At 64.4% G+C, this 21006-nt stretch carries 19 protein-coding genes and 1 pseudogene; 11 read left to right on the top strand and 9 right to left on the bottom strand.

What is annotated here, in order from left to right:
* The 3 genes and pseudogenes from VK92_RS36380 to VK92_RS36370 all read left to right on the top strand — a co-directional run.
* Positions 1-175 (top strand): annotated as a pseudogene (locus tag VK92_RS36380) (3-hydroxybutyrate dehydrogenase); the annotation flags it as partial.
* Positions 172-1389, top strand: coding sequence for a patatin-like phospholipase family protein (locus VK92_RS36375; protein ID WP_021163707.1), 1218 nt, complete (start codon positions 172-174; stop codon positions 1387-1389). The pseudogene VK92_RS36380 and the gene VK92_RS36375, both read left to right, overlap by 4 nt.
* Before the next feature lie 60 nt (positions 1390-1449).
* Entirely contained in the window at positions 1450-1914 is a 465-nt protein-coding gene (locus VK92_RS36370) for a hypothetical protein (protein ID WP_048021176.1), read from the top strand.
* Between the two features lie 75 nt (positions 1915-1989).
* Here the strand turns inward: VK92_RS36370 and VK92_RS36365 are convergent, their stop codons facing one another.
* On the bottom strand, positions 1990-2874 hold the full coding sequence (locus VK92_RS36365; protein WP_021163709.1) for a LysR family transcriptional regulator: 885 nt from the start codon (positions 2872-2874) through the stop codon (positions 1990-1992).
* Between the two features lie 119 nt (positions 2875-2993).
* On the opposite strand from VK92_RS36365, the gene argC reads away from it, so the two are divergent.
* Entirely contained in the window at positions 2994-3950 is a 957-nt protein-coding gene (argC, locus tag VK92_RS36360; RefSeq protein ID WP_048021174.1) for an N-acetyl-gamma-glutamyl-phosphate reductase, read from the top strand.
* Positions 3951-4107: 157 nt separating this feature from the next.
* On the opposite strand, the gene VK92_RS36355 is transcribed toward argC, so the two are convergent.
* On the bottom strand, positions 4108-5031 hold the full coding sequence (locus VK92_RS36355) for a LysR substrate-binding domain-containing protein (RefSeq protein ID WP_048021172.1): 924 nt from the start codon (positions 5029-5031) through the stop codon (positions 4108-4110).
* A gap of 117 nt (positions 5032-5148) precedes the next feature.
* Between VK92_RS36355 and VK92_RS36350 the strand changes: the two genes are divergently transcribed.
* On the top strand, positions 5149-6234 hold the full coding sequence (locus VK92_RS36350) for a tartrate dehydrogenase (RefSeq protein WP_048021170.1): 1086 nt from the start codon (positions 5149-5151) through the stop codon (positions 6232-6234).
* Positions 6235-6725: 491 nt separating this feature from the next.
* Here VK92_RS36350 and VK92_RS36345 read toward each other — a convergent pair whose 3' ends face one another.
* Positions 6726-7205 (bottom strand): nuclear transport factor 2 family protein, encoded by a 480-nt coding sequence (locus tag VK92_RS36345; RefSeq protein ID WP_048021168.1) that lies wholly within the window; start codon positions 7203-7205, stop codon positions 6726-6728.
* 63 nt (positions 7206-7268) lie between these two features.
* Positions 7269-7874 carry a TetR/AcrR family transcriptional regulator gene (locus VK92_RS36340; RefSeq protein WP_048021166.1) on the bottom strand — a complete coding sequence of 202 codons (606 nt, stop codon included), beginning with the start codon at positions 7872-7874 and terminating at the stop codon, positions 7269-7271.
* A gap of 183 nt (positions 7875-8057) precedes the next feature.
* Here VK92_RS36340 and VK92_RS36335 point away from each other — a divergent pair, with 183 nt between their 5' ends.
* A complete protein-coding gene (locus VK92_RS36335; protein ID WP_048021164.1) occupies positions 8058-8696 on the top strand; it encodes a GNAT family N-acetyltransferase in 639 nt (212 codons plus the stop codon).
* The gene (locus tag VK92_RS36330; RefSeq protein ID WP_231600479.1) at positions 8693-9109 is read left to right on the top strand and encodes a hypothetical protein; all 417 of its coding nucleotides are present in this window, start codon (positions 8693-8695) and stop codon (positions 9107-9109) included. Before VK92_RS36335 ends, VK92_RS36330 begins: the two co-directional genes overlap by 4 nt.
* A gap of 395 nt (positions 9110-9504) precedes the next feature.
* On the opposite strand, the gene tdh is transcribed toward VK92_RS36330, so the two are convergent.
* Both tdh and VK92_RS36320 read right to left on the bottom strand, forming a co-directional pair.
* A complete protein-coding gene (tdh, locus tag VK92_RS36325) occupies positions 9505-10533 on the bottom strand; it encodes an L-threonine 3-dehydrogenase (protein ID WP_021163717.1) in 1029 nt (342 codons plus the stop codon).
* A gap of 13 nt (positions 10534-10546) precedes the next feature.
* The gene (locus tag VK92_RS36320) at positions 10547-11746 is read right to left on the bottom strand and encodes a glycine C-acetyltransferase (RefSeq protein ID WP_048021161.1); all 1200 of its coding nucleotides are present in this window, start codon (positions 11744-11746) and stop codon (positions 10547-10549) included.
* A gap of 161 nt (positions 11747-11907) precedes the next feature.
* Between VK92_RS36320 and VK92_RS36315 the strand changes: the two genes are divergently transcribed.
* The 3 genes from VK92_RS36315 to VK92_RS36305 all read left to right on the top strand — a co-directional run bounded on the left by VK92_RS36315 (position 11908) and on the right by VK92_RS36305 (position 14172).
* Positions 11908-12519 (top strand): helix-turn-helix domain-containing protein, encoded by a 612-nt coding sequence (locus VK92_RS36315; RefSeq protein ID WP_021163719.1) that lies wholly within the window; start codon positions 11908-11910, stop codon positions 12517-12519.
* Between the two features lie 140 nt (positions 12520-12659).
* Positions 12660-13037: a DUF2471 family protein gene (locus VK92_RS36310; protein ID WP_021163720.1), complete on the top strand. Its 378-nt coding sequence runs from the start codon at positions 12660-12662 to the stop codon at positions 13035-13037.
* A 109-nt stretch (positions 13038-13146) separates the two neighbouring features.
* On the top strand, positions 13147-14172 hold the full coding sequence (locus VK92_RS36305; RefSeq protein WP_048021159.1) for a tyrosine-type recombinase/integrase: 1026 nt from the start codon (positions 13147-13149) through the stop codon (positions 14170-14172).
* Between the two features lie 136 nt (positions 14173-14308).
* Here the strand turns inward: VK92_RS36305 and VK92_RS36300 are convergent, their stop codons facing one another.
* Complete coding sequence (locus tag VK92_RS36300) at positions 14309-15490, bottom strand: DNA-binding protein (protein ID WP_048021157.1); 1182 nt, start codon at positions 15488-15490, stop codon at positions 14309-14311.
* A gap of 1820 nt (positions 15491-17310) precedes the next feature.
* Here VK92_RS36300 and VK92_RS36295 point away from each other — a divergent pair.
* Positions 17311-18678, top strand: coding sequence for a replication initiation protein (locus VK92_RS36295; RefSeq protein WP_021163723.1), 1368 nt, complete (start codon positions 17311-17313; stop codon positions 18676-18678).
* Positions 18679-18755: 77 nt separating this feature from the next.
* On the opposite strand, the gene VK92_RS36290 is transcribed toward VK92_RS36295, so the two are convergent.
* On the bottom strand, positions 18756-19817 hold the full coding sequence (locus tag VK92_RS36290) for a ParB/RepB/Spo0J family partition protein (protein WP_021163724.1): 1062 nt from the start codon (positions 19815-19817) through the stop codon (positions 18756-18758).
* A 23-nt stretch (positions 19818-19840) separates the two neighbouring features.
* Positions 19841-20503, bottom strand: a complete 663-nt coding sequence (gene parA / locus VK92_RS36285; RefSeq protein ID WP_021163725.1) for a ParA family partition ATPase — start codon at positions 20501-20503, stop codon at positions 19841-19843.
* Positions 20504-21006: the final 503 nt, after the last annotated feature.

The following is a 21006-nucleotide window of genomic DNA, read 5'->3' as shown; positions in this document are numbered from 1 at the left end:
GCTCGGGATCAGCGAAGAGGAAGTCGTGAAGAAGGTGATGCTCGGCAATACGGTCGACGGCGTGTTCACGACGGTGCAGGACGTCGCGCAGACGGTGCTGTTCCTGTCGGCGTTCCCGAGCGCCGCGCTCACGGGCCAGTCGTTCATCGTCAGCCACGGCTGGTTCATGCAGTGAAGCCGCGCGCCCCCACGGAAAAGCAGGCCGTCGATGCGGCGGACCTGCATCACGAAGCCGGCGCACCGGTCCCCGCACGGTCGCTGCCGTACGAAACGATTGCACTCGTGCTGCAAGGCGGCGGCGCGCTCGGCGCGTACCAGGCCGGCGTGTTCGAAGGGCTCCACGAGGCGGGCATTCCGCTCGACTGGATCGCGGGCATCTCGATCGGCGCGCTCAACACCGCGCTGATCGCGGGCAATGCGCCCGAGCATCGCGTCGAGCGGCTGCGCGAGTTCTGGGAAACGATCTGCAAGCCGGCGTTCTTCCCGACGGTTCCGGCCGCATTCGAGTTCGCGCTGTTCAACAGCATCGACCAGGTTCGTACGTTCTTCACCGCGTCGCAGGCCGCAAGCGCGATGATGCAGGGCCAGCAGGGCTTCTTCGTGCCGCGCTTCCCACCGCCGCTGCCGGGCGTGTCGGATCATCCGGAGAAGATCAGCTGGTACGACACGTCGCAATTGCGCGCGACACTGCTGAAGCTGTGCGATTTCGACCGGATCAATTCGGGCGAAACGCGCGTGTCGGTCGGCGCGGTCAACGTCGGCACCGGCAACTTCGTGTACTTCGACAACTCGCGCATCCGCCTGGCACCCGAGCATTTCATGGCGTCCGGCGCGCTGCCGCCCGCGTTCCCGCCGGTCGAGATCGACGGCGAGTACTACTGGGACGGCGGTGTCGTGTCGAACACGCCGCTGATGGAAGTGCTCCGCGCACGGCCGCGCCGCGACACGCTCGCGTTCCAGGTCGACCTGTGGAGCGCGCGCGGGCCGCTGCCGCGCACGATGGCCGACGTCGCCGAGCGCACGAAGGACGTGCAGTATTCGAGCCGCACGCGTTTCGTCACCGACACGCTGCAGCGCGAACAGCGCTACCGCAACGTGCTGCGCCACGTGCTCGAGCAGGTGCCGGAAGAGCAGCGCAAGGCGGATCCCTGGTGCGTCGAGGCCGATGCGATGTCGTCCAGCAAGAAGTACAACATCCAGCACCTGATCTACCAGCAGAAGGCGTACGAGCATCACTACAAGGACTATCAGTTCGGTCTGTCGACGATGCGTGACCACTGGTCCGCGGGTCTCGACGACATCCGCAAGACGCTCGCAGTCAAGGACGGCCTCGCGCTGCCCAACAACGACGCGGGCTTCGTGACGCACGACATTCACCGCAAACGGTAATGCCGTGCGCGACGGATCGGCGCGATGCATGCGCCGGTCCGTCCTCTTCTCCGATCAGACATGCCGATTTTCATTGCACTGTTCGCGCTCATCGCTGCCGGATGGGGCGCGGTTCACCTGTTTCACGTCATCGCCGCGCAGTTCGGCCAGCCGGTCGCGATCGCGGCCGCCGTGCTCGCCGCCGCGATCCTGATCGCGCTGGTCGCCTGGTGGATCAAGCGCCGCCGCGACATCGCACCGAATACGAAGGAAGAAGGCTGGACCCACGTCGTGCATCGCGCGTGGGGCGAGCTGCGCGTGTCCGCGACGCAGGGGCTGCTGTGGCTGTCGCACGACGGCGCGGACGGCCGCTATACGCTGTCGCAGCTCGACGGCTGCCAGGCTGCGCCGATCGGCGGCCGCTGGCATCTCGTCGTGCACGTGCGCGATGGCGTGCGCAGCGAATGGAAGCTGCCGATGATGGACAAGCGCGACGCGCAACGCTGGGCGCGCGTGCTGACGCTCGCGAAGGACAACCGGCTTTGAGACGGCATGCCGTGGATGCACGGGCACGGCATGCACGCATGAACAGCCGCGCCGCCTAGCCTGCATGCCGGTGCGCTATCGCGCGCCGAGCGCCCACAACGCATCGAGTACATGCTGGGTCGCCCGCTCGACCGGCCCCGCCCGATGGGCGATCCCCAGTTCACGCCACAACGCCGGGCGCAACGCCCGCATGACGATGCGCGCATCGGGGAGCGGGGCGCCCGCCTCGTGCGGCAGCAGCGTCGCGCCGTAACCCGCGGCGACCAGGCTCTTGATCGCATCGTTGTAGTTGAGTTCGATCCGCGGCTCCGGCCGGTGGCCGCCGAGCGCGAACCATTCCGTCGTCAGCCGTGACAGGCGGGTGGTCGCATCGTTGAGAATCAGCGGGCGGGCGGCCAGATAGCCGGGCGTCACGCGCGCCGGAAGCGGCCAGTCCGCCGGCAGAAACGCCATCACCGGATCGCGCCGCCACGCGCGGATCGACAGCCCCGCGACGGCCGTCTGCGGCAGCGCCACCAGCCCGACATCGAGCGTGCCCTGCGCGATGCGCGCCAGCGTGTCGTGCGACGTGAGCACCGCGATCTGGACATCGATGTCCGGATGCTGCTCGCGCAAGCGGGCCACCGCCTGCGGCAGCAGGTGCGCGATCGCCCCGGTCGATGCGCCGAGGCGCACGCGCCCGGTCAACCCCTGCACCTGTCGCTGCACGTCGTCCAGCGTGGATTCGACCTCGGCCAGCAGGCGGCGCGCGCGCTCCACCAGCACTTCACCAATGGGCGACGGCCGCACGTTTCCGCGCGTGCGGGACAGCAACGGCGCGCCGATGCGGCTCTCCAGTTCGGCAACGTGAAGGCTGACGGTCGGCGGCGCGAGGTGAAGCAGTTGCGCCGCGGCGACAAAGGACCCTTGGTCCGCGATGGCGACCAGCGTGCGCAGGCGGTCCAGGCTGATCTCCCGCATTCTCCACCTCTCGTTCAAGAAAACTGAATCTGATGGTCAGTAAATTCAACTTTTTCTATTCTAGGCGCTCGGTGGACGATACGGCTTTCCCGACCACGAACGCAAGGAACGCGACCACCATGAGCCAGCCCACTGTCTACATCGACGGCGATCAAGGGACGACCGGATTGCAGATCCACGAGCGCCTGCGCGGGCGCACCGACTTGCGGCTCGTCGCGCTGCCGGAGGCCGAGCGCAAGGATCCCGTGCGGCGCGCCGAAGCGATCAACGCAGCCGACATCGCCATTCTGTGCCTGCCCGACGCGGCCGCACGCGAAGCGGTCGGCTTCATCCGGAATCCGGCGGTACGCGTGATCGACGCGAGTTCGGCTCATCGCACGCAGCCGGAATGGGTCTACGGCTTTCCCGAGATGGCCGACGGGCAGGCACGGGCAATTGCACACGCGCGGCGTGTCACCAATCCGGGCTGCTACCCGACCGGCGCGATCGGGCTGCTGCGGCCGCTACTGCAGGCCGGGCTGCTGCCGCGCGACTACCCGGTGAGCATCCATGCCGTGTCCGGATACTCGGGCGGCGGCCGGACCGCCGTCGACGCGTTCGAAGCGAACGACGCTTCTCGCGCGAAACCGCTCCAGGTCTACGGCCTCGCACTCGCGCACAAGCATGTGCCCGAGATCCGGTTGCATGCCGGTCTGGCGAACCGTCCGTTGTTCGTGCCGGCTTACGGTGCCTATCGGCAAGGCATCGTGCTCACCGTGCCGATCGAGTTGCGCCTGCTCCCTGCCGGTGTGACCGGTGAGCAACTGCATGCGTGTCTCGCGCACCATTACGCGGAGTCGCGCCACGTCGACGTCACGCCGCTCGCGGACACGCATGCGATCACGCATCTCGATCCGCAAGCGCTGAACGGCACTAACGACATGCGGCTCGGCGTGTTCGTCAATGCCGAGCACGGCCAGGTGCTGCTGTCCGCCGTGTTCGACAATCTCGGCAAAGGCGCATCCGGCGCAGCCGTGCAGAATCTCGACCTGATGCTCGGGGCGGCAGGCGCGGCAGGCGGGGCACAAGCGGCGTAAGCCGTGCGCAGGCACCGGCGTCGGCAGGCCCGGCACCTCGCGACCGCGACGTGTGGGTACCCGTTCGACGCGACCGGCTCGCGACGCGATTGCGAGCCGGAAACGGGGCCTGCCGATGTTGTGCGCATGCCCCCGTAAAAGCTCACCTTTGCCGGTTTCAGCCCGTATCGTCACCCGCCGCGGCATTCAAGCCAGCCAGCGTCTCCACCAGAAAATCCACGCACACGCGCACTTTCGCCGACGCAGCCACGCGCTCCGGATACACGGCCCAGATGTTCGCGGGCTGGATTGCGTCCGGCAGCACGCGACACAGTGCACCGCATTCGATCAGCGGCGCGGCTTCCCAGATCGAACGCAGCACGATGCCGCGCCCGGCCAGCGCCCATTGCACGGCGACCTCGCCATGGTTCGTCGACAGCGCGCCGCCAACCTTCACCGTGGCCGTTTCACCGCGCACGTTCAGCCGCCACACGCCGAACGGGTGATCGCGCTCCTTGATGGCAAGACAGTCGTGCGATGCGAGATCTGCGAGCGAGCGCGGTGTACCGCGCCGGGCGAGATAGTCGGGCGACGCACACAGCACGCGGTAGTTCGCGGCAAGGCGGCGCGCGATCAGGTGATCGGCGATCTCGTCGCCGATGCGCACGTCGAGGTCGTAGCCTTCGCCCGCGACGTCGACGAGCCGGTCGAACAGATCGAGCCGCACGTTCAGTTGCGGATAGCGTGCCGAGAAGTCGAGCAGCGCCGGCGCGATGACGTGCCGGCCGAAGCCGAAGCTGCTCGAAATGCGCAGCGTGCCGCGCGGCACCGTGCGCGTGGTCGACACGTCCTCGACGAGATGATCGACGTCGTCGAGAATCTTCTCGGCGCGCGCGAACACGCGCTCGCCTGCTTCCGTGACCGTCACGCGGCGCGTCGAGCGATGCAGCAGGCGCGTGCCGAGCTGCGCCTCGAGCAACGCGATGCGCTTGCTGACATAGGCAGGCGACACCGCGAGCTGCTCGGCGGCCGCGCTGAAGCTGGTCAGGCGGACGACCAGGCTGAACACGCGCAGGTCGTCGAGATTCGGCGATTTATTCACGATTCGTGGAAAGTCGATTAACCTTTCGGGTGATTTTAATCCAGATGGAAATAAATAGAATGACGTGACGCGCCGCTGCCTCTCCCCGCGGCCAGCCCACCAGCCAAGGAGCTTTGCATGATCGACAGGACCTACAGAATTGCCGTGATCCCCGGCGACGGCATCGGCCGTGAAGTGATGCCCGAGGGCCTGCGCGCGCTCGACGCCGTGACCGCGCGCTTCGGCATCCGCTTCGACTTCGTCCAGATCGACTGGGCGAGCTGCGACTACTACGCACAGCACGGCAAGATGATGCCGGACGACTGGAAGGCGCAACTGTCGGGCATGGACGCGATCCTGTTCGGCGCGGTCGGCTGGCCCGCGACGGTGCCCGATCACGTTTCGTTGTGGGGCTCGCTGCTGAAATTCCGCCGCGAATTCGACCAGTACATCAACCTGCGGCCCGCGCGCCTGTTCGACGGCGTGCCGTCGCCGCTCGCCGGCCGCCGCGCGGGCGACATCGACTTCATGATCGTGCGCGAGAACACGGAGGGCGAGTATTCGTCGGTCGGCGGCACGATGTTCGAAGGCACCGATCGCGAGATCGTGATGCAGCAGGCGATCTTCACGCGTCACGGCACCGAGCGCGTGCTGAAATTCGCGTTCGAACTCGCGCAGCGGCGCGCGAAGCGCCTCACCGTCGCGACGAAGAGCAACGGCATCGCGATCAGCATGCCGTGGTGGGACGCGCGCACGGCCGAGATGGCCGAACGTTATCCCGACATCGCCGTCGACAAGCAGCACATCGACATCCTGTGCGCGCGTTTCGTGCTGCAGCCGGATCGCTTCGACGTCGTCGTCGCGTCGAACCTGTTCGGCGACATCCTGTCGGATCTCGGGCCCGCGTGTACGGGCACGATCGGCATCGCGCCGTCGGCGAACCTGAACCCCGACCGCACGTTTCCGTCGCTGTTCGAACCCGTGCACGGCTCCGCGCCCGACATCACGGGGCAATACATCGCGAACCCGGTCGCGATGATCTGGTCGGCGGCCCTGATGCTCGACTTCCTCGGCAACGGCGCAGGCCGCGAACGCGAAGCGCACGATGCGATCGTCGCCGCGATCGAGGACGTGCTGCGCACGGGGCCGCATACGCGCGATCTCGGCGGCAACGCGGGGACACAGGAAGTAGGCGAGGCGATCGCCGCGCGCATCGCGGGCTGACGATCAGGCCCGGCGCAATCGCACGCGCCGGGCAGAGTCTGCACGAATCGGTGTGCGATGAGTTGCACGCCATGCGTTTGCGCACGCATGCGAATTCCCGAGCCTGCCTGGTGAAGTCGAGCGGTGAGCAACGTCGCACCGCAACGCGCACGGCACGCGCCATCAGGCGTCGACGTCGATACGATCGGTGAGTTGCACGCCACACGCGTGCACACCGATCGTCAAACCGCTACCGGCCCCGATCGATCGGTGAGATGCATCATGTGGTGAAGCACACCGTTGCATACCGATACGCGCATCACGAGATCCCGACGTGCATGGCACGTCCGCTTTGCCCGGGACGATGCCGCGTCGAACGGCTCGAAGCACACAGTCCGACGCGACATTTCTCCTCGTCCCGAAAAACCTCACCTTCAGCGCATCGACTCCCGAATTTCCTCACCGTTGAAGCCCGGCGATGCGTTCGCCGGTCCGTCGAGTCGGCACGCGCGTCACAGGCCGAGATCGGACAGCCCGGGATGATCGTCCGGGCGACGGCCGAGCGGCCAGTGATAGAGACGATCCTGCTCGCGAATCGGCAGGTCGTTGATACTCGCGTGACGATGCGCCATCAGCCCGTTTTCGTCGAACTCCCAGTTTTCGTTGCCGTACGAACGGAACCAGTTGCCGGCATCGTCATGCCATTCGTACGCAAAGCGCACCGCGATGCGATTGCCGTCGAATGCCCACAGCTCCTTGATCAGCCGGTAGTCGAGCTCGCGCGCCCACTTGCGCTGCAGCAGCCCGACGATCTCGTCGCGGCCGGTCACGAATTCCGCGCGATTGCGCCATCGGCTTTGCGGCGTATAGGCGAGCGACACGCGCTGCGGATCGCGCGTGTTCCACGCATCCTCGGCGGCGCGCACTTTCTGGCGCGCCGTTTCGAGCGTGAAGGGCGGAACGGGCGGACGGACTTCGAGGGAAGCGGACATGGGTTGCTCCTGTTCAGGTTCTGGCCACGGACGACCGCGGCCGGTTCGGATTCGCTGCTTCGACTACCGTGATACCGCGTCGAGCAGCAGTTCGGCCGTCGCGCGCGCATCGCGCGCGGCGTTTGCATCTCCACTGACGAGCGCCACGCCGATTGCGCCGTCGATCAGCACGAGCCACTGACGCGCGATGCGCGCGAGCCCACGACGCTCGATGCCGGTTTCATCGGCATACGCATCGAACCGCTCGCGCACGAACGCCAGCAAACGTGCCTTGTGCACGCGTGCGACGACGCGCACCGGATCGTCGGCATGAGGAATCTCGCCCGATGCGTTGAGGAACGCACAGCCGTGAAAGTCGGGTTGCCCGAACCAGTCGCGCAGCACGTCGAACATGCCGAGCAGCTGCACGCGCGGTGCCTTGCCGCGCGCGAGCGTCGCGTCGACGAACCAGCGCATCCAGCGCTCGTCGCGACGTTCGAGTGCGGCCAGCACCAGCGCCTCTTTCGATTCGAAATGCGAATAAAAGCTCTTTCGCGCCGCGCCGGATCGCTTGACGATCGCGTCGACACCGGTTGCATGGATGCCGCCCGAGTAGATCAGCGCTTCGGCTGCATCGAGCAGCCGGTCGCGAACGCCCGGTTCGCCGGAAGGGTCGTGATGTGTGTTCATGGGTTTACGGTAGAACGATCGTTCTCCATCGTCAACACTTGGATGAAAAAGCCCTGCTGGCGGGAGGGCTGAAGCGCAACCTGGCCGCGCGATGCGCGCCCGCCGCGTTTACGACATTTTTTCTTGAAGCGGACGCGCGACGCTCACTACACTTCGGTCACCCCGTCTGGGCGAAAGGACATCATGCAGCGACCGGAATCCGCGCGCCCCGCGCGCGCCTATGCGGCTTATGCCAAGCGGCTCGACGGCCGCATCGTCGTGCGGCGCTTCGACCCGCGCAACGATTCGTACGACACGTTGACCGCGCTGCTGCATCGCGCCTTCGCACCGCTCGGCGCACTGGGCTTCAACTGCCCGTGCGTCGATCAGCCGGCCTCGGCGACACGAGAACGCGTGCTCACCGGCGAGTGCTTCGTTGCGCTCGGCAACGCGCATCTGGTCGCGACGATGACGATGCGTTCGCACGATCCCGATTCCCGCTGCGATCCGTACCGCAGCCGGCACGTCGCGACGCTCGGCCAGCTGGCTGTCGATCCCGTCTGGCAGGACCGCGGCATCGGCCGATCGCTGCTCGCATTCGCGCAACGGCGGGCCGCCGCGCGCGGCGCGACGCACCTGGCGCTCGACGCACCGTACGCGGCGGTCCGGCTCATCGATTTCTATCGTCGCGAAGGATTTCAAGCGGTCGACGTGATGCGCTTTCCGGGGCACAACTACGACAGCGCGATCCTGTGCAAATCGGTCTGCGTCACGAGCGGTCGCATCGGTGCCGGTGATACGACGCAGATCGACATTGCACGATCGGTCGGTGCCGCGTCGTGAAACACGACATGCCGAAGCGCGAAGGCGGCGACGATCGCACCCGGCTCGCCGTCCGGCAGGCACGCGTGCGCGCTGCACTGCGGCTGCGTGGCGTGTTGAAGCTGACGATCGTCACGATCGCGGTCGCGCACGTGCTGACATTCGTGTTCGACAACCTGCTGGTCGTGGCCGGTTTCGCACCGGATGCCGCAGCGGTGCTGCTGTTCCGTTTCGTGACGTGCGCGCTGGTCAGCTTCTGGCTGCAAGCGGATGCGTTGCGCGCGTATCAATACGCGGCGCAACACGGCTTCGTCACCGCGCCCGGAGCGCACGGCGGCCCGGTCGACGTTGCGCCGCAGTGTCCGAGACGCTGGCTCGTCGTGTTGAGTCTTCAGCTCGACCCACGCTGGTTGAACGGTGAACGGATCAAGTAGCCGTCGGCGCACCGATCGACGTCGATCGATATCGAATGGTTTCACGCATGAGTGAGTCGCGACGATGCGCGCAGGCTCACGGTTGACGCCACGGTTCGGCACGACATCGCGTGCGGCGCATGACGAGCGGTCGCGCGGCAACGCAAGCGGGGAAGTGTCTGGAAGGGGAGAGCAGGTGCCGGAAGGCACGAGGGCGGAAAGCGACGCAGCTTCCGTCAGGTGAAGTGAACGTGCGATTGCAGTTCACCGATGCGCGATCGTGTCGCGATTCGGCGCGCCATCACAGCTCCCGAATAATCTCACCTTGAGCCCGGATTCGTGCGTTTCGGCCTCGGAAACGCAGACGTAAACGAAAGCGGGGCAGGCGGCGAACACGCAGCACTGCCCCGCGGCACTCAGGCCGTCCAGTCGAGAATCACCTTGCCGCTCTCGCCGGACAGCATCGCGGCAAAGCCTTTCTCGTAATCGTCGGCCGCGAAGCGATGCGTGATGATCGGCGACAGGTCGAGGCCGCTCTGCAGCATCGCGACCATCTTGTACCAGGTCTCGAACATCTCGCGGCCGTAGATGCCCTTGATCTCGAGCCCCTTGAAGATCACCTGGTTCCAGTCGATCGCCGTCTGCGCGGGCGGAATGCCGAGCAGCGCGACCTTGCCGCCGTGGTTCATCGCCTCGAGCATGCTCGTGAACGCGCTCGGCACACCCGACATTTCGAGGCCGACGTCGAAGCCTTCGGTCATGTGCAGGTCGGTCATCACGTCGCGCAACGACTCGCGCGCGACGTTGACCGCGCGCGTCGCGCCCATCTTGCGCGCGAGTTCCAGCCGGTAGTCGTTGATGTCGGTGATGACGACGTTGCGCGCGCCGACGTGCTTCGCGATCGCAACAGCCATGATGCCGATCGGGCCCGCGCCGGTGATCAGCACGTCTTCGCCGACGAGGTTGAACGACAGCGCCGTATGCGTCGCGTTGCCGAACGGATCGAAGATCGACGCGAGATCGTCGGAGATCTCGGGCGGGATCTTGAACGCGTTGAATGCCGGAATCGCCAGATACTCGGCGAACGCGCCTTCGCGGTTCACGCCGACGCCGACCGTGTTGCGGCACAGATGCCGGCGCCCCGCGCGACAGTTGCGGCAGAAGCCGCACGTGATGTGGCCTTCGCCGGACACGCGATCGCCGATCGCGAAGCCGCGCACTTCCTGCCCCATCTCGACGATCTCGCCGACGTATTCGTGACCGACGTGCATCGGTACGGGAATCGTCTTCTGCGCCCAGTCGTCCCACTTCCAGATATGGATGTCGGTGCCGCAGATCGCCGTGCGGCGGATCTTGATCAGCACGTCGTTGTGGCCGACTTCGGGACGCTTCACGCGCGTGAGCGTGAGGCCGGGGCCGCGTTCGAGCTTTGCCAGTGCTTTCATGGTCGCGCCTCCGTCAGATCACGCCGAGCGACTTGCCGACGCGCACGAACGCGGCGACCGTCTGGTCGATCTGTTCGGGCGTATGCGCGGCGCTCATCTGCGTGCGGATGCGGGCGCGGCCGCGCGGCACGACGGGGAACGAGAAGCCGATCACGTAGACGCCTTCGCCGAGCAGCCTGTCGGCCATGTTCGTCGCGAGCTGCGCATCGCCGAGCATCACCGGGATGATCGGATGCGCGCCCGGCACGAGCGTGAAGCCGGCTTCGGTCATCTGCTTGCGAAACCGCGCGCCGTTCTCGCGCACACGCTCGCGCAGCTTCGCGCCTTCGTCGCTGCCGAGCAGTTCCAGCACCTTCAGCGATGCCGCGGCGATGCTCGGCGTCAGCGTGTTCGAGAACAGATACGGGCGCGAGCGCTGGCGCAGCAGCTCGACGACTTCGCGACGCGCGGCGACATAGCCGCCCGATGCGCCGCCGAGCGCCTTGCCGAGCGTGCCCGTGATGATGTCGACGCGGCCTTCGACGCCGCAGTGCTCGGGCGTGCCGCGGCCGTGCGTGCCGATGAAGCCGACCGCATGCGAATCGTCGACCATCACGAGCGCGCCGTAGCGATCGGCGAGATCGCAGATGCCTTTCAGGTCGGCGATGATGCCGTCCATCGAGAACACGCCGTCGGTCGCGATCAGCTTGTGGCGCGCGCCCGCTGCATCGGCTTCCTTCAGCTTCGCCTCGAGGTCGGACAGGTCGTTGTTCTTGTAGCGGAAACGCTTCGCCTTGCAGAGGCGGATGCCGTCGATGATGCTCGCGTGGTTCAGCTCGTCGCTGATCACCGCGTCGTTCTCGTCGAGCAGCGTCTCGAACAGCCCGCCGTTCGCATCGAAGCAGCTCGAATAGAGGATGCTGTCCTCGGTGCCGAGAAAGGCGGCCAGCGCGCTTTCCAGTTGCTTGTGCACGGTTTGCGTGCCGCAGATGAAGCGCACCGATGCCATGCCGAAGCCGTCCTGGTCGAGGCCGGCCTTCGCCGCATCGATCAGGCGCGGATCGTTCGCCAGGCCCAGGTAGTTGTTCGCGCAGAAATTGAGCACGCCGGCACCGCCGGCGAGCCGCACGGCTGCCGCCTGGGGACTCGCGATCTCGCGCTCGGTCTTGTAAAAACCGTCCGCGCGGATCTGGTCCAGCGTCCCGCGCACCTGGGCGAGAAAGGCATCACGCATCGCAAAGCTCCTGACAGGGTTTCGCATTCCGCAACGCGCCACTCGTGGCGGCGGCGCAACGGCCTGCTACTGTTATAGTCGGTCGTTCGGTTGACCGCATTTATCCGATATTCCGAACTAGAATTCGAAATACCGAACAACTCTAAGCGAACGGAATCCAAATGGCAAGTTCCTCCGGTTCGCGGCGCACGCCTGCCAGCGCCGCACCGCAACCGCCGGCCGCCACGCCGCCGCGTGTCGGCGAGCAGATCCAGCGGCTGCGCAACGAACGCAAGCTGACACTCGACGACCTGTCGCGCGCAGCCGGCGTATCGAAATCGATGCTCTCCGAGATCGAACGCGACAAGGCCAACCCGACGATCGCCGTGGCGTGGCGGCTGACGAACGCACTCGGCATCACGCTCGACGAGCTGTTCTCCCAACCGAAGGCGCCCGAGACGATCCGCGTCGACGGCCCGCACGACATTCCGACGCTCGCCGGCCATGACGGCCGATACCAGTTGCGCGTGTGGGGCCCGATCGACCTCGCCGGCAAGTTCGAGTGGTACGAGCTGACGCTGCCGGGCGGCGGCGCACTGATATCGAACGCCCACGAGCCCGGCACGCGCGAGCACCTGACCGTGCTGCAGGGCGCGATGGAAATCGAAGCCGCGGCGGCAAGCCGGCGCCTGAAGGTAGGCGACACCGCGCGCTACCCGGCCGACGAGCCGCACGCGATCCGCAATCCCGGCAAGGCCGAGGCGCGGGCACTGCTGATCGTGATACACCGCTGACGGCGCGGATAGTCGGCCGAAAGGCCAATTGCAGGCCAGTTGCGGAAAACACTGTATGTTTGTACAGTATACGGACATTCCGCCATGCATGGGCTGGAGCCGGCGCACCGAGGCGCCTGCCCGGTCGACAGGAGCCTGCAATGACAGAAGAACAAGATTTGGCCGCGCTCAGCTTCAAGGCTGCCGCGCACGACCTCGAGCTGATCGTTCGCCATATCGCCGGGCGTTATATCCGCCAGCGCGTGCCGCTGACGTGGCGCCTGCTGCACGCGATCGAAGCCGAGGCGCTTGCCGATCTCGGCTTTGCCAGCCGGCACGAGGCCGGCATGCGTCAATTGTTCGAACGGCCGTCTGACATGACGTTTCCCGAAACGGACGATCCGATCGACTTCGGGCGCTCGAACGCGCTACCCGCCGTATTTTCGTTCGCGGTGCTCGCGTACGAAGCCGCGTCAACCTCCAACGACACCGCGCCTCGCGAGCGGGCTCACCGCCCGTCCAAGGCGTGGGGCGACTGACTGCCCGCCCGGGCCGTCACGCGTGGCGGCCTTGTCCTGCCCCTTGCCTCTTGATGCCCGAGACGTTGCGGAAAGGGCTACCATATACGCAACTAACGGAATAAATCACATGTCCCTTCCCGCCTCTCCCGACACCCCGGCACGCCCGGAAGAAACGGACCTGTTCGACCGCGGCGCGTCCGACTGGATCGTCTCTCCCGAAGCCGCATTCGATGCATGGCTCGCCATGCAGGACTATCGTCGCTCATCGGCCGACGTCTATCGCGCGCAATGGGGCGCGTTTCTCACATGGCTGCGTACGCACCAGAAGAATCTGGCGACGGTCGATACGGCAACCATTGCGAATTTCGTCGGCGAGCTTCCGATCCGGAAAACCCAGCGAATGCGCTATCTTCGGCTGATCGAGCGTGTGCTCGACCATATCCGGCGCACCGAATACGCGTCGACCAACCCGGCCCGGTTCATTGCTCAGGATGGCGAAGCGAACTGGCGCAAGGCTCGCGACAACGAACCTACCGGTTTCCTCACGCCGGCCGAGCGCGCGACGTTGCTCACGTACCTGTTTTCGCCGATCGGCGTATCCGGTTCCGCGTACTGGAAAGAGCGGCGCGACCGCGCGCTCGTTGCCGCGTTTCTTGGCGCCGGCATTAAAACCGGTGAAGCTCGCGCACTTACGATTAGTTGCATCAATACGGCCGGAACGTCGCTTCAGATCGAGTCGACGCACCCTGATTTCTCGCGCGAAACCCATCTGGCGTCGTTCGCGATCGCCCTGCTCGAAGCGTGGCTCACCGAACGCAAGCGCCAGGAGATTCCCGGCGAACTCGTGTTCCCCGCATCCCATGCCGGGCGGCCGATGCACAAGGCGACGATGCTGCGCGCCATCGACGCGATCGTCGAATCCGCCGGGCTCACGTCGTCACGCACCGCGCGCGCCAGCCCGCAAACCCTGCGTAATACCTACGCGGCCGAACTGTTCGAACACGACGTGCCGCCCGAACGAGTCGGCAAATGGCTGGGCTTCATGCGACCGATCTCGTCGAACCGCCTGCATCGCGCATGGAAGAACTGGCGCGACGGTCTGGCCGACAACAATGCCGACGGTGACGCGTCGGGCATCGACGAAACTCACTGATCCCCAAACGGCTGCTCACGCCAAGCGATCCGTGAGCAGCCTTGTGTGGCACAGCCTCACCGTTCAATCGCTCCCGAAAAACCTCACCTCTGGTTTCCCGGATCGTCTCACCTGTGCGGTGCAGCCGCCCCTCGCGTCACGTGCGCACAAAGCGGGCGACGGCTTCCAATCGGGATGGCCATGCGCCCGAAGCGTGTTCGCACTCGGGGCAGGCCACTTCAAAACCCTCTTTTCCGTGTGACAGCTCGGGCTCGCCGTCGCAATGCGGGCAATGGGCCGGTACCGGCGTCTCTTGATCCAGTGAGGTACCGATCGCGGCAAACGCCTCCGCATCCAGTTGCCCGGCGTCAGCCAGGCGGCGGATCAGCGCGGCGATTTCCGGATTCATTCCGCGGCTCGCGCGCAGCAAACTCACATCGCGCGTCGCGCGTTCCAGTTCGTCTCCCTGGCTGCGCAACTGCTCTTCGAGCCGGTCGGCACGCGCCTTGGCCGCACTCAATTGCTGCAGGAAATCGAATTCCTTGCGCTGAACGTCGCGTAAGCCGTTCTGGTAGGTCGACGCCGTGCTGCGCAACGAATCCAGCTCGACCAGCATCGGCTTCACGCGGCGTTCGGCTTCGGCCACCGCGTCCTTGATTTGCTGCGCGTAGTGCTCGGTGCGCTGCTGCAGTTCGGCTTGAAGCGCATCGATGCGGTCGCGCAGCGTGGCGTTCTGCGCCTGCTCGGCTTCGACACGGCCGACCGCCGCAGCCAGTTCCTTCTCCAGTCGAGCGACTGTGGTGAGTAACGTCGCTTCGCTTGCCGAACCGTGCGTCGTTTGCGATGCGAGCCGGACTTCGAGTTCGGTCACGCGCGCCTGCAATTGCTCGTTTTTCGCTTCGCCACGTGCGAGCGCGCCTTCGAGCGTCTCCTGGCGGACGATTGCGTCGCGCAACCGCTGTTCGGCGTCGGCCACGCCGGCGCGGACCTGTTCGCGATCGACATCGAGGCTGTCTCGCGCGGCTTTCAACGCTTCTTCATAGAGTGCCCCGAGCAACGCGCCGGCTTTTTCCTCGACGGCTTTCGGAATTGCGGCACCGTCGAGCCTGACCTTGGAGGCGGAACGGATGCGCTCCCAGAAATGGTCGATGTCTTTCGGGATATCGCTGGCGCTCCCGGTCTGGGTGAGATCGCGGACGTTGGCAGCCGACGGCCGGATGCCAAGATCGAAGAACAACCGCTTGCATGCATGCAGCGACAATTCCTGCCGTCGCGCACCTTTTGCACGCAGCGATTCCAGTTCGTCCCGAATGGTTTGGCGTATTTCGTCCAGGGTCATCGCTGTGCTCACAGACATTGAAGTGTGGCAATCATAACGAAATACGTATTTATCGATACTTTTTTCGGCTCGGCGTTGTGAATTTACGTCGCTTCGCACGGAAATCGGGTCTGTGAGCCGATCTGGTCGACTGTGGTCCAGGATTCCGTGAAACAAAGCGAGGAAAGTTAGCCAAGTCCTTGTCGTACAAGCGTTTTCCTGTCGATCCCGAATTTTGGCATTTGTTTCACATGACAGCGGATCCGGTTGCCTGTTGGTGTTCAGGGGTTGGGGTGTCTGTGGAAAACTCTGCAGCCGATGTCTTGAGAGTATTAGAAGTAAACACCCTTGAACCCTTAGTTAAAAACGTTAACGCCACGGCACAGCCTTATGCTGCAAGGCTTTCCGGCCGACAAGGTGAAGTTTTACGGGAGCCAAGGTGATCTTCTGCGGGAGCTGAAGTGATGGGGTTCAGGGAGCTGCGTGAGCCGTTGCGGGAAAGGTCGTGAGCGGATTCGGGATCACAGTGAAACACGAGATTTCCCAAAGGTGAGGCTTTTCGGGGCCTCACAGCCACAGAACCCGCGCTGTGCCTAACTGCACAGTTTTCTGCCTGTGCAGACATAGGTGAGAATTTGCGGGACCTTCTTTGTGCCCCGATTCTGCCCATCTTTTAGGCAGTTTCTGTGAAAGGTGAGGTTTCACGGGACTCCGCAGGCGTTTGATGTGAGGATTTCCGGGAAACGGACGCCATTTTGCACAGCAAAAGTGCTCTCGTGGGCCTGTGATGCACTAAAGGTGAGGTTTTTCGGGAGGGAAATCCGGGTTTTCCTGCCCGGATCCCGCTGAGGTGAGCTTTTTCGGGGCATGGATCACAGGCTGTGATTCGGGCCACAGGTGAGCCTTTTCGGGAATGGAATTTGCCCGAAAAATGGTCAAAGGTGAGGCTTTTCGGGATCTGTGGACGGACGAATTGGCCGAAAAGCCCGCCAGGACTGGAAGAAATCTCGTTTTTGCTGTGCCTCTTTTTGGCACAGGTGAGATTTTTCGGGGGGCCACACACCGTTGTCGTATGACGGATTTCCGTCGAAAGGTGAGGCTTTTCGGGGGATGTCGGCGGCGCACAGCCAAATGCCTTCTGTGCATAAGTATCGGAAGGCATTGAGGTTTTTGATACCGCGTCAGTTACGGTGAGATTTTTCGGGAGCCATTTCCGTGCCAGAGGCGGCACAGCGATTTTTCGGTAAGGTGAGCATTTTCGGGAGGCTCTGGTGGCGAATCCCGCGCGTGCCGGGCATTCGTCGGTATCCAGACGAATGAACATGCTGTGCTCAAGGTGAGTTTTTTCGGGACCCGATACGGTTTGTGCGCTGTACAATGCGCGCCCGGGCCGTCACAGCAGGCTCGTTCGGGTCGCGCGGGCCGGTTTGGCGGGCGTCTTCCGGGGTGGCAGGCCCGATCACGATCGCCCGGTGGGTCGCGCCTGTACATGCATACAGGGCTGAGCGGGTCGATCGGGAAGCGCGATGAGGGGGATCGCAACCCTGTGCCGAACTTCCGGCAGCGCAGTCGTAAAATTACGACAAATCGAAAGGTGAGCCGATACGGGAGCACATTTCGCACGTTCCGTGCACAGGTGAAATTCTGTGAATCGGCGCATCCCGCAGCACGTCTGGACGAGTCCGGAACGCTGCAAATCCGGACTGGTGAGGGTTTTCGGGAGCGCCTGGGGTGAGTGCCGTTTTACACGCGCACTTCACCCGCTATGGTGAGCATGTCGTTCTGGACGCACTTCACCGCAGACGCTATCCTTCCGGAAAACTTCTCCTCCGACCCGACGTATGGCCACGACGAAGCGCGCCAAGAAAACCGATGTGGATGTGGTGAGTGCCAGTTCAGCCGAATTGCGTAAGGCCGTCGAGGCGATCGCAATTCAGCCGAAGAGCGGCAAGATCACGCTCCTCACTCGCAAGCTGTTCAATGTCCTGCTGGCCGTGGCGCAGCAGGCCGACGACTCGGGCGATACGTATCGCGCGCTGCTCTCGGACATCGTCGCCAACTCTGCCTTCGATTCGAACGACACCGCGCTGGTGAAGGAACACCTGCGCCGCATGGTGTCGGTGCAGGTCGAATGGAGCACGGGGACGTCGAGCCAGAAGCCGGGACGCAAGTGGGGGATCTCGACGCTGATCGCCGACGCCGAAATTCTCGAGGATCCGGCGACCCGCCGCGTGTGGGTTGAATTCTCGTTCGCGCCGAAGATCAAGAAAAAGCTGCTCGACCCGGTCCAGTATGCGCGCCTGAGCCTGCAGTTCCAGAGCCAGCTGCGCAGCAGCGCCGGCCTCGCGCTGTACGAAATCTGCGTGCGCTATCTGACGAACCCGAGCCACCTGACGATGCGCGAGCCGTGGGAATGGTGGCGGCCGATCCTGTCGGGCACGCCCGACACGGAAGCCGGCGACGAAGCGAAACGCGAGTACAAGTACTTCAAGCGCGACTATCTGCGTCCCGCGATCGCGGAAGTCAACGCGGTCACCAACATCTTCGTCGAGCTGATCGAACACCGTGAAGGGCGTCGGGTCGCGGAGATCCAGTTCCGCGTGACCGAGCGCAAGCAGCCGATGCTCGCGCTCGACGAACATCCGAACGTGTTCGACAGCACCCTGGTCGACCGGATGGTGAAGATCGGGATCCCGCTGAAGGAAGCGCAGACGCTCTATGCGGACAGCGAGGAAAACCGCATTCGTGCCGCGCTGCAGATGACCGAGCAGCGGATGCGCAGCACGACGCTGCCGCCGGTGCGCAGCGCGCCGGCGTTGTTCAAGGATGCGCTGAAGAAGGGTTATGCGCCGCCGGTCGAATCGGTCGACGCGCTGCCTGCCGGCACGCCGCCTGCGAAGATTGCGGCGGCCCAGCCGGACGATCTGAAGGCGCGCCTGTTGAGCGAGTTCGCTGCGTTCCGTCGCAAGGAAGCGAAGGTGCTGTACGAAGAGCAGGGCGACGCCGAGCGCGAAGTGGCGCGCGAGTCGTTCGAGTCGGAGGCGCTGCCGACGATGGGCACCCATCTGCGCGACGACTGGCGCAAGCGCGGCCTCGATTCCAAGCTGGCCGAGACGGCCTTTTTCGACTGGCTGGCCCAGAAGACCTGGGGCGAGCCGACGGACGGCGACCTGCTGTCGTTCACGCTGAACCAGTCGCGGGCCGCCTGAGGCCCGCTGACGGGCCGCCGGCCCCGCCCTCGGTTGGCGGGCCCGGCATCTTCACCAGGCCCAGCCGGCCGTTTCCATCACTCCGACAACAGCATCCGCTCGAGCTGCTCGAGGATCGCGTCGCGCTTGTCCTTCGGGAGGCCGCGCAGGCGCAGTTCGATGCGATCTTCGCCATACGACTTCAGGTCGCCGACCGACTTGCCGCCAAGCTTGATCTCGAGACGCTGCGCATAGCGCTGACGGCCGGCAGCCTTCGGCGTTTCCTGCGCCGCGACGCGGCCCTTGACGATGTCCGACACCTGGCGCGTGCTGAGATCGTCCGACACGATCTTGTTGATCAGCCGCAGCGTGGCCTCGGTGCCGCGCGCATTGTGATAGCGGCCGACCTGATACGCCATGTTTGAACCGAAGCGATCGGGGCGTGCGACCATTTCCTGCATGATCGCTTCCGGCAGTTTGCCGATCGACAGGGCGACGGCCACCGTCGATTCGTCGAGGCCGAGGTGCTCGGAGAGTTCCTTCTGGCTCTGGAAATGCTTGTCGTCGAGGAAGCGGCGCCATACGACGGCGTTGTCGAACACTGTCTGCGAATCGCGCTGGACGTTGAGATCGTAGCCGAGCTTGTAGCTCTGGATGCCGATCGGCACGTCGATCACGATCGCCTTGACCGACTCCTTGTTGGCTTCCTTCAGCGCCCGCACGCGGCGGCCGCCATCGCTGACGAAATACGTGCCCGGATTGTCGTAGTCCGGAATCACGTGGATCGCCTGCTGTTGCCCTTGCTTCGCGAGGTTGACCGCGAGTTCGGCAATCGACGATTTCAGATAGAAGTGCCGCGGATTGAACGGGCTATGCTTGATCGCCTTCAGCGACAGCTCGATCACCTGCCCGGGCGCATAGCGGTTCTCGAGACGCCACGCACGATATTGCGCCGATTCATCGATCGACGGATCGAGCGTGAGCTCAGGAGCGGGCTGCGGCGCGGTGTCTTTCTTCGCGGATTTGGTCGGTGCCGGGGTGGGGGTCTCGGACTTGACGATGCCGTCGATCGCATTGAGTCGATCGAGCGCCGTGCGCTTCTCGCTCGTCGTGATATCCGGGCGCGCTTGGAATCCTTTGGCAAATTGGGAGGGTTTCATGTGACTCCTTTGTGCGCATAAAGTCAGGGCAGCATCGCGACGATTTCGTCGGCGCATGCGCGGATTTCCATGGCGGCCAGCTTGCCGCCACGATCGTTCATCTGCAGCACGGTCTGACCGAGCGCCATCGCCTGCTTGTACGCCTCCCGGGTCGGGATCTGCGTTTTCAGCAACGGGAAGCCGAGTTCCTCGAGCGCGCGCTTGAGCTCGCGGGTCAGCATGCGCTTCTCTTCGGTCTTGTTCAGCAGGAAGACTGCGCGGAGGTCTTCGTTCATGACCTGCGCCTGCTGGATCAGTTTGACCAGCCCGACGCTCGACCAGTAATCAGCCGGCGACGACGACGTCGGAATCACGGCGATCGATGCGGCCAGCAGGACGACGCCCGACACCTTCTCGGTGATCGACGGCGGGCAGTCCACGACGATGATGTCGTAGTCGTTGATGAACTTCTTGATCTCGCGATGGATCTGGCCATCGGCTTCGGCAAGGTTGACGACCGGAAACGGGATGCCGTTTTCGCTGTCGCCGGATGCGCTCGACCAGTGAACCAGCGTGTTTTGACGGTCTGCGTCGATGACGAGGACGCGCTTCCCTTTTTCATGGAACGCGGCACCGAGGTGCATGGCAATCGTGCTTTTGCCGACGCCACCTTTTTGTTGAGTGACTGCAATGATTTCCGCGGCCAATTTTCACTCCTATTTTGGTCGTTGGAATTCTACAGGACGATATTTGAATTTCAATGAAATTGTCGTTCGACAACTACGCATCGGCCATTCGGGCTATCGGTTTATGCGCATAAACGAACCGGAGATGGCGAGTGACTCGATTGGAGGGTGTGGCGGGTGTCTGCAACGTCGATGAACGGGGCGGGGTTTGAGTCATCGAGTGTGGCGTCGTCGGTGTGAATAGCGAGTTGCTGCGGGATCGTTGCGCGTTGTCCTTTCCGTTCGATGAGGCGGTTCGGGCTGAGAGCTGGAGAGTTTGTGCGCATAAACTCCGCTGAAACCGTGGCTGTCGATCGCGCGACCGAGGGAGCGACTCTTCTGAGAGTGGAGTGTGAGCGGTATGTCCTGGCCCGGAACACCGCGTTGAGGCGTGCAATTGAATCCGAGAGCGTCGGCATAACCCGCCCCTTGGGTGCCTCGTTTATGCGCATAAACTGCGGCCGATGGCGATGGCGATGGCGATG

The sequence above is a fragment of the Burkholderia sp. LK4 genome (assembly GCF_001043615.1).
GTDB classification, from domain to species: Bacteria; Pseudomonadota; Gammaproteobacteria; order Burkholderiales; family Burkholderiaceae; genus Burkholderia; species Burkholderia cepacia.
The sequence above is the reverse complement of the archived record's forward strand: the minus strand, read 5'-3'. Positions and strand labels throughout refer to the sequence as shown.

Coding starts and splice junctions, on each gene's coding strand:
- VK92_RS36350 (WP_048021170.1), top strand. CDS start 5,149: ATGATCGACAGGACCTACAGAATTGCCGTGATCCCCGGCGACGGCATC.
- argC (WP_048021174.1), top strand. CDS start 2,994: ATGAGCCAGCCCACTGTCTACATCGACGGCGATCAAGGGACGACCGGA.
- VK92_RS36365 (WP_021163709.1), bottom strand. CDS start 2,874: ATGCGGGAGATCAGCCTGGACCGCCTGCGCACGCTGGTCGCCATCGCG.
- VK92_RS36370 (WP_048021176.1), top strand. CDS start 1,450: ATGCCGATTTTCATTGCACTGTTCGCGCTCATCGCTGCCGGATGGGGC.
- VK92_RS36290 (WP_021163724.1), bottom strand. CDS start 19,817: ATGAAACCCTCCCAATTTGCCAAAGGATTCCAAGCGCGCCCGGATATC.
- VK92_RS36345 (WP_048021168.1), bottom strand. CDS start 7,205: ATGTCCGCTTCCCTCGAAGTCCGTCCGCCCGTTCCGCCCTTCACGCTC.
- VK92_RS36310 (WP_021163720.1), top strand. CDS start 12,660: ATGACAGAAGAACAAGATTTGGCCGCGCTCAGCTTCAAGGCTGCCGCG.
- VK92_RS36335 (WP_048021164.1), top strand. CDS start 8,058: ATGCAGCGACCGGAATCCGCGCGCCCCGCGCGCGCCTATGCGGCTTAT.
- VK92_RS36295 (WP_021163723.1), top strand. CDS start 17,311: ATGGCCACGACGAAGCGCGCCAAGAAAACCGATGTGGATGTGGTGAGT.
- VK92_RS36340 (WP_048021166.1), bottom strand. CDS start 7,874: ATGAACACACATCACGACCCTTCCGGCGAACCGGGCGTTCGCGACCGG.
- VK92_RS36300 (WP_048021157.1), bottom strand. CDS start 15,490: ATGACCCTGGACGAAATACGCCAAACCATTCGGGACGAACTGGAATCG.
- VK92_RS36315 (WP_021163719.1), top strand. CDS start 11,908: ATGGCAAGTTCCTCCGGTTCGCGGCGCACGCCTGCCAGCGCCGCACCG.
- tdh (WP_021163717.1), bottom strand. CDS start 10,533: ATGAAAGCACTGGCAAAGCTCGAACGCGGCCCCGGCCTCACGCTCACG.
- VK92_RS36320 (WP_048021161.1), bottom strand. CDS start 11,746: ATGCGTGATGCCTTTCTCGCCCAGGTGCGCGGGACGCTGGACCAGATC.
- VK92_RS36305 (WP_048021159.1), top strand. CDS start 13,147: ATGTCCCTTCCCGCCTCTCCCGACACCCCGGCACGCCCGGAAGAAACG.